The sequence below is a fragment of the Pseudomonas sp. PGPR N4 genome (assembly GCF_059693665.1).
The window spans coordinates 184965-197283 of record NZ_JCAUKV010000007.1 but is presented as its reverse complement, the minus strand read 5'-3'; the positions used below and the strand labels follow the sequence as shown (position 1 = coordinate 197283).

Annotated in this window: 6 protein-coding genes; all 6 read right to left on the bottom strand. The window is 56.7% G+C overall.

Annotated features, from left to right (window positions below; all coding sequences use genetic code 11):
- Position 1: 1 nt before the first annotated feature.
- Positions 2-3202 (bottom strand): type I restriction endonuclease subunit R, encoded by a 3201-nt coding sequence (locus AC58X1_RS22820; protein ID WP_497429509.1) that lies wholly within the window; start codon positions 3200-3202, stop codon positions 2-4.
- Positions 3202-4473, bottom strand: a complete 1272-nt coding sequence (locus tag AC58X1_RS22815) for a restriction endonuclease subunit S (protein WP_497429508.1) — start codon at positions 4471-4473, stop codon at positions 3202-3204. Before AC58X1_RS22815 ends, AC58X1_RS22820 begins: the two co-directional genes overlap by 1 nt.
- A complete protein-coding gene (locus AC58X1_RS22810; protein WP_497429507.1) occupies positions 4470-6446 on the bottom strand; it encodes a type I restriction-modification system subunit M in 1977 nt (658 codons plus the stop codon). The genes AC58X1_RS22815 and AC58X1_RS22810 overlap by 4 nt, the downstream gene beginning before the upstream one ends.
- A gap of 254 nt (positions 6447-6700) precedes the next feature.
- The gene (gene zorD, locus AC58X1_RS22805) at positions 6701-9949 is read right to left on the bottom strand and encodes a type I Zorya anti-phage system protein ZorD (RefSeq protein WP_497429506.1); all 3249 of its coding nucleotides are present in this window, start codon (positions 9947-9949) and stop codon (positions 6701-6703) included.
- Complete coding sequence (gene zorC / locus AC58X1_RS22800) at positions 9949-11574, bottom strand: type I Zorya anti-phage system protein ZorC (protein WP_497429505.1); 1626 nt, start codon at positions 11572-11574, stop codon at positions 9949-9951. Before zorC ends, zorD begins: the two co-directional genes overlap by 1 nt.
- Entirely contained in the window at positions 11571-12314 is a 744-nt protein-coding gene (gene zorB1, locus AC58X1_RS22795; protein WP_110639689.1) for a type I Zorya anti-phage system protein ZorB1, read from the bottom strand. Before zorB1 ends, zorC begins: the two co-directional genes overlap by 4 nt.
- Positions 12315-12319: the final 5 nt, after the last annotated feature.

The following is a 12319-nucleotide window of genomic DNA, read 5'->3' as shown; positions in this document are numbered from 1 at the left end:
TTCAAGCACCGTGCAAGCCGCTCTGATCAAATCCAGCCGCTGTCTTCAGCATCTTCAAAATCACCAGCGCAAACGCCCGACTCTTCGTCTCGTTATCCAGTACCTCCAGCGAGAGTTTCTCGTGTTCGGTCATGGCGTCCAGCACGGTGTCCAACACGCGTTTGGGGAACAGGCCGTGCATCACTTGATCCACCGAGTGGTTGTTCACCTGGGCCATCACATCTTCCTGGCGGCTGATGCGCTGGGCGATGCCGGTAAGGAACTGCAGTTGGTCGTCATCACTCACCTCGGCTCCGAAGATAACGTTCAGCGCCTCGATGATTTCCGATAAACGCTTCTTCTCCGGATCATGGGGCTTGCCGCTGCCCACATCACTACTAGGTTTGAGGGTGTATTCGCCGGTTTCCTCGTTCAGGCGCAGCTGATGCTCGGCGCGCTTGCTCAGACGGTAGTGGCTCAGTTGCAGCTCGCCTACATCCACGTCGTCTTGTTGTAGGCGATCCACGCGCAACAGCGGGTGCAGGTGTTTGGCGTACACGCAGAGCTGCTCCAGTTCACGGTCCTCGTAGGGCACAATCTGCGAGAGGAACTCGTACAGGCGCACAAAGCTCTGCAGTTTTTTACGGAACAGGTCGAGTTGATCGATTTGCTCGCCGGCCTCTTTCAGCGCGTGCTCGGCTTTTTTCAGGCCGCTACTGTCGCCGTTAGCCTCGGCCGTGCGTTTGAAGTCCAGCGCCTGCTGGCGTGACTCCACCGAGAAGGCGTAGCGCTTGGCAAAGCGCTCCTTGGCCGGTGTGCAGTAGTAGCTGAGCCTGCTGGCCGCCGCCTTGGGGTCGAAGAAGGCCATGGCGAACGCCTCGACCTCCTGCCAGTGATAGATTCCCTCGGCATCCAACTTCTTCTGCAGGTCATAGATGATCTGCGGATCAGTCACATCGGTCAGCTCGGCCTTGGTGTAGTACGGCAAGAAAGCGTCGAGAATGTCCTGCGGCTCGTTGAAGAAGTCGAGGATGAAGGTTTGCTTGCTGTCGCCGAAGGTGCGGTTCAGCCGCGACAAAGTTTGCACGCAGTCTACGCCTTGCAGCTTCTTGTCCACGTACATGGCGCACAGCTTGGGCTGATCGAAGCCGGTCTGGTACTTGTTGGCCGCGATCATCACGTTGAAGTCCTGAGTGTCGAACGCCTGTGCCAGGTCGCGGCCATTCAGGCCGGCGTTAAGCAGGCTGCTGCTTTCCGTCACCTCTTCGGGGATCAGCTCATCCGCTAACACGCTGCCGGAGAACGCCACCAGCGGGTGCACATCGCTGTACCCCATCTGCTGTACATAAGTCCTCACCGCCAGTTGGTAACGCACCGCTTCCTGACGGCTGCTGGTGACGACCATGGCTTTGGCCTGGCCACCCAGCAGACCACGGATATTGGCGCGGAAGTGCTCGACGATCACCTCGACCTTCTGGCTGATGTTGTACGGGTGCAAACGCACCCAACGCGCCAGCTTGATGCGCGCCTTCTTGCTGTCCACCTCGTCATCTTCACCATCCGGGTGGGCGATCTTCCAAGCGGTGCTGTAGGTGGTGTAGTTACGCAGCACGTCGAGGATAAAACCTTCCTCGATGGCCTGACGCATGGAGTACAGGTGAAACGCCTCCGGCTTGTTGCTGGCACTGGCCGGCAGCGTTGGGTCGGCCGGGCGACCGAACAGCTCCAGGGTCTTGGCCTTGGGCGTAGCGGTGAAGGCGTAGTAGCTGATGCGCTCGTTCGGTTGGCGCGCCTGCAGGGCGGCGTCGAGCAGCTCTCCGGCGCTGATTTCTTCGGCATCCAGTGCGTCACTGCCGAGAATCTGTTTCAGCTTGCTGGCCGATGAGCCGGTTTGCGAGGAATGCGCCTCGTCGGCGATCACCGCATAGCGCCCGCTAGCTAGCTTGGGGTACTTGTCCAGGGCATCGAATAGCGCCGGGAAAGTCTGAATGGTGACGATGATAATGCGCGTCTGCTCCGCCAGCGCCTCGGCCAGTTGTTCCGACTTGCTCTGGTTACCGACATCACGGCTGATCGGCTTGACCACGCCCTGCGCGTGCTCGAACTGGTAGATGGTGTTCTGCAGTTGACTATCCAGCACGGTGCGGTCGGTGACCACAATCACCGAGTTAAACAACCGCTGGCCGGCATCGTCGTACAACGAGGCCAGTTGATGCGCAGTCCAGGCGATGGAGTTGGACTTGCCCGAGCCGGCGCTATGCTGGATCAGGTAACGCTTACCCGGCCCTTCGGCGCGGGTGGTGTTGATCAGCGTATTGACCACTTCCCACTGGTGGTAACGCGGGAAGATCATCGTCTCCTTGGTAACCGGCGTGCCGTCGAAGCCTTCGCTGGTTTTCTTCTCCAAGTGCAAAAAGCGCCCCAGCACCTTGAGCCAGGAATCCGGCTGCAATAGTCGTTGCCACAGGTAGCCAGTGGCGTATTGGCTGTCGTCTTCAGGCATTGGGTTGCCCGCGCCGCCTTCCTCAGTGCCGAGGTTGAACGGCAGGAAGAAGGTGTCTTTACCTGCCAGCTTGGTGGTCATCGCCACTTCGTTTTGGCCCACGGCAAAATGCACCAGCGCGCCCCGTTTGAAGGTCAATAGCGGCTCGGGCTTGCGCGTCAGCGGGTCTTTTACCGGTCGGTCATAGCGATACTGGCGCTTGGCGTTTTCCACCGACTGCTTGAACTCGCTTTTCAGCTCCAGCGTGGCGGTGGGGATGCCGTTAACGAACAACACCAGATCCAGCCGTGGGTTATAGCTCTGCCCGCTACTACCGGCCTCACGCGCATGCGGCGAGTAAGACACCTCCGGCACCACGCGCAGGCGGTTGCACTGGTAGCGCTTGAGGGTATCCGGGTTCATTCCGTGGTCGGGCTGGAAGCTACACAGCTCGACTTTTACCGCCGGCAGCTTAAAGCCGTGGCGCAGAACATCCAGGGTGCCGCTCTGCTCCAGCTCGCGTACCAGCTTCTGTACTAGCACATCGTCTGGGTTATTCGGGTTGGCCTTGGCGAACTTGTCCCAACGCTCCGGCCAGGCGTCCTTGAAGTAGCCCAGCACATCCTCGGTATACAACGCCGTGCGCCGGTCATAGCCACTGGCGGTGCCGACCAACCAGCCTTGGGCGGCCACGGCATCGATAATGTCCTGCTGGAATTGCGCTTCCTTGCTGTCCGCCATTACACGGCCTCTTGTGCTAATTCGGGGGTGGATGCACTGGCCGGTGGCTGCCAGCCGCGTACATCGATTTTGCCGGTGACAACAGCGGAGATTAGGGCGGAGCGGCGTTCCGAGAAAAAATTACTTGCCTGCTCACAACACAACATCAACTCATTAATTCTTGTTAGCTGGTTTTCCAGATAGGTAACAATTTCCAATTGCTCTGCTTTTCCAGGGAGAAAAACTTCAATCTGTTCAAATTTCTCAGGCTCTATCCGCCACTGGCTAGGACGAATGCCGTTAGAAATTGAAAGATAAACCTTCGGCATATGACTAGCGCGAAGCAGGTAGTGTAAGAATTTTGGTACTTCCTCATGAGAGGGGCTGTAGACAACATAGTCCGGACTGGTTATCCCCTGGTGTTCGGATACACCAAGCGAGCCCTGCCAGGCCTTCATTTTATTTAAAACCAAATCACCGGCCATGACCAATTGGTACAGCGACAAATCATCAGGGGTTTTATTGTTATTGTCATCGCGCGAGCTTTTCTTAACAACGCCATAATCGCGATAAACAGACAGGACCTCCATATCCGTGTACCCCTGCCGCTTGCTCTGCGTAAAAAGCCGCTTCACTTTTCGGCTACGCCAATGCTCCGGCACCTCGCCCAACCACTCCACTCCGGAGTCTTTCGTCGGCACCGCGGGATCGAGGCCTTTGGTGACGGCGTGGGAGATCACGGCATGGCGCTTTTCCTTTAGCAGCTCGATAAGACGTTGCTGCTCTTCGATCAGCGCGTCGATGCGGGCGGTTTCGTGGTCGAGGAAGCGGGCGATTTGGGTTTGTTCAAAATTAGATGGAATTGCTGCGGGATGATTTAATAAATCTCCTTGCGTCATACTCGGTAGAGCAGTGCTCGTCGAGTAAAACTCAAAGGGTATTGTAAGAGCGTAGTAGTAAAGAAATTTCGCAGAAGTCCCCTTGGCGACCTCCGTGTAGAACATCGTATCCACGGTCCAAAATCGACCATTTATATAGAGAGGCTTATCAATAGTACCTTTCCGACCCAGCAGGACGGACTCACCATCATGCAGATACTGACTGGCTTTGGAGAACATGCCCCCAGAGCCAATGACCGGATACTCACCGTCAGAGCTTTCAACGTCCTTGTAGTCTTTGCCATTACGTATCCAAGCCAGATTTTTCAGTGAGCCTCTGATCCAGTGCCCCGGCATCTCTCCCAACCATTCGACGTCAGAATCCTTGTATTCCGGGTATTTCTGAAACGTCATGCCGACAGCCTCTCGATCATCTGCTTGATGCGGTCGGTGCAGGCTTTCAGGTCGCTATCGATCTCGGCCAGCGGACGCGGTGGCTGGAACACATAAAAGTGGCGGTTAAAGGGAATCTCGAAGCCGACAATGCCGACCTCGCCGTCCAGCGCATCGGTTTTGCTTTCGTCGATCCAGGCATCCGGCACATGGGGGATGACTTCGCGTTGGAAGTAGTCGTACACCGATTCGCCCAATGGCACGTTCTCATTGTCACGCAGGCCCGCATCGGCTTCCGGCTGGCCCTTGGTCATGCAGATATCAGCCTCGGGGTCGCGCTCGCTTAAGGCGCTCATCAGAGCTTTGAGTTCCGGCGCGCTAAGGCTGACGCTGTGCGCGGTGAGGGCTTTTTTCAGCAGCTTGCCGAACTGCTCGCGGTTGCGGTGCAACACGCTGGCATCCATCGCTTGCAGAGAGGCCAGCATCTGCTGCTGGGCAGAGCTGTCGAGTTTCTGCAGGGCTTTTTCATCCAGCACTTTCGCGATGCGTTCGGCGCTGGTCTGGAAGTTCAGGCGCAGCGGGCGCTCGACGGTGATGCGGCGGTAGCCGAAGGCGTCGATGGGGAAGATCTTGCTCTGCGCGCTTTGCTCGAAGCTACCATATAGGCGCACCAACTCGCTGATTTGATCTTCGGTGATGAACTGGCGCTTGCTGCCCAGCGACTTGCGCATTTTGGCGTAGTGCTGGCTGCCGTCGATCAACTGCACCTTGCCCTGGCGCGCAGCGGCTTTGTGGTTACTGAGTATCCACACATAGGTGGCGATGCCGGTGTTGTAGAACATGTCGGTGGGCAACGCGACGATGGCTTCGACCAAATCGTTCTGCAGCAGGTAGCGGCGTATCTCCGACTCACCCGAACCCGCGCCGCCGGTAAACAGCGGCGAGCCGTTGAGGATGATGCCGATGCGCGAGCCACCGTCGCGCGGGTCACGCATCTTGCTTACCAGGTGCAGGAGGAACAGCAGCGAACCGTCGGACACGCGCGGCAGGCCCGGGCCGAAGCGGCCGTCGAAGCCTTTATGGTTGTGCTCGTCGGTGATCTGCTTTTGCACCTTCTTCCATTCCACGCCGAACGGCGGGTTGCTGAGCATAAAGTCGAAGCGTTTGTCGGCCAACTGGTCGTTGGACAGGGTGTTGCCGAGCTTGATGCTGGCCACGTCCTGGCCCTTGATCAGCATGTCAGCCTTGCAGATAGCGTAGGACTCGGGATTGAGCTCCTGGCCATGCAGCGACACGCTGACCTTCTCGCTGATGGACTGGATGTACTCATCCCCCTCCGACAGAAAGCCGCCGGTGCCGGCGGTTGGGTCATAAATGGTGACGATGCTGTTGGGCGCGAGCTTGTGGTCCTGATCGGTGATCACCAGCGAGGTGGTGAGGTGCACGATATCGCGCGGGGTGAAGTGCTCCCCAGCGGTTTCATTTGAGCTTTCCGCGAATTTGCGAATCAGCTCTTCAAAGATGATGCCCATGCCGAAGTTGCTGATGAACTCGGGGCTCAGATCAGTGGCGGCAAAGCGCTGCGTAACCTGATAAAGCAGGTTGGCGGTTTCCAGTTGCTGAACAAAGTCTTCAAAGTGGAAGTGCTCGAAGATCTCGCGGGCATCCTTACTGAACGCCTGTACGTAGCTCATCAGGTCGGCGGCGGTCTGGGTGTCGGACAGCGTGCCGAGGGTCAACGAGGAAGAGTTGAAGAACTGCTGGCCAGCGGCGCGCAGCATGTACATTTCACGTACGGTGTCCGGGCGGCCTTCCTGGGCGTAGGACTCGCGAATCACGGCATCTTTGGTCGGCGCTAGCACACACTCCATCCGCCGCAGTAGGGTGAATGGCAGGATTATGCGCCCGTACTGGGACTGCTTGAAATCACCACGCAGTAAGTCGGCAATCGACCAGAGGAAGGCGGCCGTCTGGGAATGATTTTCCGTGTTCACTCAATAATTCCTTGGAATACACAGGCAAAAGGGTGAGTTTAACCTTTCGAGCCGACTGAATCTCACAGCCCGAGGGCTAATGGGCGCCCTGGATGCCGCGCACATTAAATCCTCAGAACGTCCAATGCCAACACTTGACGTGCGAACAGGTAAACAATCCACTCAGTTACCACTGACGCAGCCGCCCTAGATCGCAGGTTCTTGCGGATTGGCACGTTTCGGAGATGAGCGCGCCTGTACCCAAAGTTGATATATCAATGCGTGTTCAGCACGGCCTCAAAATCAGAAGCCTGCAGCTCCGAGGTCCCACTCAACATATCTCGCGCCAACGCTCGCCGCTTACTCAGCAGCTCATCCAGTGTCGCCTCAAACGTCGGCATCGCCGCATCTCGAACCGTCGGATAGTACACATACACATCCTTCTGCTGCCCAATCCGATAGGCGCGATCGGTCGCCTGATCTTCCTTGGCCGGGTTCCAGCAGCGCGTGAAGTGAATGACGTGGTTGGCAGCCTGCACATTCACCCCGAATCCAACGGCGATGGTGGACAGGATGATGACGGCGAAACCTGGCAGCTCCTGGAATTGATCGATCAGCCTCTGCCGGCTTTTGGCGCTCTGACTGCTGGTACTGGTATCGCCATTGATGACCGTCGCCCGAAAGCCGAAATGCTGCTGAATCGCGTGCTGTAGTTCCCGCTGAATATCTCGCAACTCGGTAAAGACGATGACCTTGTCGCCGTTGCCGGCCCGTTTGATCGACTCGAGCGTCTGCATCAGCCACTGAAGCTTCGGCGAGTTGTCGCGCAACCGCGTGTCTGGCTGAACGCTGTAAGGATGGGCACAAATCAGCTTGAGCTTGTGCAGTAACCCCAGCATGCCAGAGGTCTTCTGATCGAGCTGCTCTTCGATCTGCCGCTTCTGGCTGTATGCGGATACTTCGGACAGATACAGGTTACGCTGCAGCGTATGCATGCCAAGTGAACGGCATGCTGCGTCTTCGATTTTGGCCGGCAGGTCCTTGGCGATGTCCTGTTTGGTCCGCCGCAACGTCTGCGGTTCGATAAGCCCACGCAGGCGCTCCAGCGCATCCGTATCACGCTCCAGTGCGGCTTCGATGGGGCGCTGATAGTCGCGACCGAACTGGTTCAGGCCGCCCAGGAATCCTGGCTGAATGAAGTCGAACAGGCACCAGAGATCGATCAGGGTGTTCTCGACCGGCGTACCGGTACACGCCACTCGGAACCGTGCGGGAATGGCTTTGATCGCCTGAGTCACCAGTGCCGCCGGGTTCTTCAGCTTCTGAGCTTCGTCACACACGACGATGGACCATTGCTGGCGCGCCAGGGAAAACTCCTGATCGCGCAATGTCTCGTATGTCGTCAGGACGATTCGGGCATCACGCATCCAACCTGGGCGCAGCAGGTTCTTGATGCCTTTGGCTTTCAAGTCTGCAGGGATTTCATCTTTCTTAAACTTCACCGCACTCAAGGCTGAGCCATACAGCTTCAATACGGGCAGGGCGTCAGCAAAGAAGAATCGGTGAAGCTCTCGCTCCCAGTTATCGAGCAACGAAACCGGAGCGACGATCAGTGTTGGCTGATCTTTTGGATACTGCTCTAAGTACCAGACCAGGAAGGTGAGCAGTTGGATCGTTTTCCCAAGCCCCATGTCATCAGCGAGCAAGCAACCCGATACGTCCGTGGGGGACAAGCGGAACAAATGCTGCAACCACGCCACACCTTGAAGCTGATGCTCACGCAGGACGACTTCAGGCTTGAGCAAGCTAGGCAACTCTGGCGTTGCGTCCGAAGCGGCGCGCAAGGCTGCTTGACGCACCTGAACGTAGGTCGGCTCATCAATGTTGTGGCCGATTTGCAGCACGGCGCGGGCTACTTTCTCCCGTTGCTCAACCTGGCTAGTCTCGTCAGGCGCAATCTTCTTCGACCAAGCATCAAACAGTTGTTCGGCAGCGGCAATCGGGAGTGGTATTTCGGACTCTGGCAAGCAGACCGTTTCATCACCGGCTGCGCGAGCTTCGTCCAACCGTTGCTCAAATGCTTCAAATTGAGCTCGGTCGGAAGGATCCCAACGCCCAAGGATTTCTGCGTCGATACCCAGCGCAGCCACATCCTTCGGCAACCAGTTCTCGGTCGCCTCTTTGACCAGGAAAGGCGAAGTAATTCTTTCCGCTTCCCCAATGCCCGTCACACGGTCGCCGTAGAGGGAAAGATCCAGGACCGAGTCAAACTCGATACCGGCCGCCTCGTTTTGCCACCGTTGAAGCAAGTCATTGATGCCTGCCAACTGGCGCAAATCAAAATCGCTGAGCTCCAGCTCATAGCCCTGCCAAAAGCCTGCAGGCATGCCGGCGGCCAACTTCAGCTGCAGTTCATGCACAAGCGGTGCAAATTCATGGGCGGCTTTGAACTCAATTTCAATAGGCGCTTGCGGGTTTGGAGAAATCGGTTCGAGCGTTAGTGTTACCTGCTCGATACGTTGGCCCGCTTCATCCAGTTTGGGTTCCAGATGGAAGCGATGAAAAAAAATGCCGGCCTCGGCGAGCTCGTCCTCATAGGCTTGGGCATCCAGCACGTGTGCGGCACTTTCGCCGATTGTGCTGTAAGGGTTACGGACGAATGAAAGGGCATCGTCACCAGCAACTCGACGCCCGGGCAACGAACGCACGTAGTCCAGTACCGATTTGACTTCAGGCTCAATCAGAACATGAGTCAGCGAGCCATCGTCACCTGTTACCCGGTATCGATCCTGAACCTGCTTGGCACCGTCAAAGCTCTCAAGCCAGTTGGCCGGCTGGCCTTCGAAGCTCGGATGCAACTCGATAACAGGGGTGTCGCCTAACGTCGACTTTCGTGGGTTGAGCCGCAGCTTTTCGGGTTTGATAACGACGGTCTTATCCAGGAAGCCATCCATACCAGCGCCAGCCTTGCGCGCCAGCTTTCTGATGCTGGCCCAGCCGATCTGGTTGGTTACTTCACCGGGCTCATTTTGTTGTGCCAGATAAAGCTGTCGTACAGCACCGGTCAGTTTCCAGGATGCCTGAGGCAGAAGCTCTGTGGCTCCTTGATATTGAACAATGGCCCCCGTTCGTTGCACCTGCACATTGGCATTGGACTGCGGATCGCGCCAGCCACTGATAGAGACCTTGAAATCGTCGGAGGCAAGGCTGCCCTGGCTGCTCAATTGAGGGATGAGAGATGTCTGGGGCGGCAAATCTAATAGCGGCAGACTTGTTACGTGCTCGGGCTCATCCAGCAGCCGGTAGAGCTCATCCCACGTCAGCAGCCAGCGATCGCTCAGCTGGTAGACGAACTCCTCTTCCTCCAGCTGATCAAGATAACTGGCCAGCGACCAGAACTCGGTATTCTCCGCCAAGCTCAGGGGATAACAGATACCCTGCTCCTCAATGGAAAAAAACGGCTCAGTCTTTTCTGCTACCGAATTCGACTGCAGGCCAATGCCTTTGAGGAAACGCTTGAGCATTACTGTCTCCAGAACCGGAGTGGCTGGTTATTGACGGGCCTGAAGCCCAGGCGCTGCAGTGCAGTTACGGCGGCCGGCTCATGATCATCAAGCTGGACCTGAAATGCACCGCCGCGCTCGCGCTGATCATAGACTTTGTGTTTGACCGACTTCAGAGCGTCACGGACCTGCTCTTCGAAAGGTAACGGTTTAGCTGAGCCTGCAGCTCCGGTCTGACTCTGCACACGAATACCCAGCCGACCTAGAGTGCCATCGAACTTACTCAGCCAGCCCTCAACGCGATCTGGGCGGTTTGGTGTAGGGACATGGGGCATCCACTCCACCGCACGATGGCGCTGCTTAATCTCGGTAGTTAATTCAAGGTGGGTTTTTTCTGGATTAAACGGCGATTGGTCTGCTTGGTACACATAGCAGGCACCCTTTCCCGAAAATTCCACGAAAAAGTAGTTTCCGATCTGCATGACTACAGCATTGTTATGACCAGCTGCGCCTATTAACCGGCCAAGGCGCCCTTTGTTCTTCTCACGGAAATGAGCAAAGTCTCGACCCTCGTTACTCCATGCATCCGAGCCCATGATGATTCTGGTGTAGCTCATCTGATTGGCAAACCGCAGCCAGTAGAAAAGGCGTGACTGGTCGACGTCATCATCGCCCTTCAGCAGGTTGAAGAAGTGCTCAAGATCCTCCTTCGCAAACCAGGCTACGACCATCGCACAGACATCCTCTGCAACGTAACGAAGCCAGCTGTTTTGTCTGGAGCGGATCTGCGGACTACCCCAATTGTCGAGCGCAAGCTGTTTAAGCAGCGACGATGGCTTCTCCCGATAAGCTGCCGAGTGGTAACGCGACAGGCATGCGCTCAAAATGTCGTTCATGTACCGCGGGTGCTGCCGGCCGATGTCGACCAGGTCGGCCAAACGCTGAGAGAACTCGGCGTCATCCAGCATGAAAATGCGAGAAATCAGCACGGTAAAGATCCTGCGCCACAGCCAGCTGTTATCCGGGATCTGCGCAATCGTCTGCAATGCCGAAAGGTCGCTAATCTCGCCCTTGAACATCTGGTCACCCAGCGTGGCACCTGCCTGCTCGGAAAAGAGTTCCTGATGTTGCTGAACGATCTGCACCCATTCCTTCACTCGCTTCTGCTGGTCTCTGACGCATTCGAAACCGAGCTGAACGTCTTCGCGCAGCAGGCACCAATTGGCGTTCTGCGCAGGCGTAGCGGCGTCGTAGCCAAAGTAACTGAAGCACAGCGCCAACCAATCCCGGCGGCTCAGTCTTCGCTTTTCGATACGCTGATGAACTTCTTCGTGCACCCGGGCATAAAGCTGGTCATCGTCCAGTATCGGCCCGACGCACTCACTCTTGTCGGAAAGGCCGGCGAATACCAAGCGCCATTCCGAGGCGTTGAGTGGTAGTACATTGCGAAACTTGCTTATCGCAGCACGGCGCTTTTCTTCGGGTGGCGGCAAGGCCTTTTCAGCGCGCTCGAATCGCTCGTAAAGATCGACTCCCGCAGCAGCAAGACGGGGGAATCGCTCCAACGGTTCCGGGGCCTGCACCGTGCGATGAGCTGACAGGCTTTGGCTAATGGCGGCGGAAAGCCTCGCGATCGAACTGGTCATCGGTTCATCGCCAACTGGCATTTTTCCACATCAGTATTAGTGAACACCGGCACATCAGGCTTGAGATTGCCCTCCTTCTCCTTCAAGCCAAAAAACTGCATGCGCAACTCCACTCGCCTGCTTTCTTCTTTGGTGTCCTTTGCATTGTTGAAGGACACGCCACCCGCCAGAAACATCGATCTAATTTGCTGCTGATGCTCCGGCGACAATCCGACCTGGAGCGGGCTGCGACTATCGAGCAGGCTGCACATCACCCATTCCGAACGCTGCAGTGACAGGTGCAGGTTATAAAGGTAGGAACCGTCGGTATCGGTAGACCCCTCGATCACGACCTGCTTGAACCACTTGCGCCCCTCTTCACTGTTGGCCGCGTCCAGAATCATCGGCACGACTTCCTGAAGTGCCGATTGGCCATCATTGCTCAGCGCGTACTGGTTATGCCCAAAGCGGCCAGCATCGCCGAAACTGATCCGGTTATCCTTGCAGTCCACGACGATGGTCTTGCTGGCAGTCTTCGCCTTGAGGCTCAGGTGCTCGCAAATCTGACTGATGTCCTTGCTACGCTGCTTCTCTCCCTGCTCCGCCTGATTGATCCGCTGCGTCACAGAACTCAAAGCCGCCACCATGACCACGAGAAACAGAATCATCATCGCGGTCATCAAATCAGCGAAGGAAATCCAGAAAGGCTTCTCTCCCTCGTCCTTTGAACGGGCAGCCGAAGGCATTTGCTTACCAAACATCGACT

Coding starts and splice junctions, on each gene's coding strand:
- zorB1 (WP_110639689.1), bottom strand. CDS start 12,314: ATGTTTGGTAAGCAAATGCCTTCGGCTGCCCGTTCAAAGGACGAGGGA.
- zorD (WP_497429506.1), bottom strand. CDS start 9,949: ATGCTCAAGCGTTTCCTCAAAGGCATTGGCCTGCAGTCGAATTCGGTA.
- zorC (WP_497429505.1), bottom strand. CDS start 11,574: ATGACCAGTTCGATCGCGAGGCTTTCCGCCGCCATTAGCCAAAGCCTG.
- AC58X1_RS22820 (WP_497429509.1), bottom strand. CDS start 3,202: ATGGCGGACAGCAAGGAAGCGCAATTCCAGCAGGACATTATCGATGCC.
- AC58X1_RS22815 (WP_497429508.1), bottom strand. CDS start 4,473: ATGACGTTTCAGAAATACCCGGAATACAAGGATTCTGACGTCGAATGG.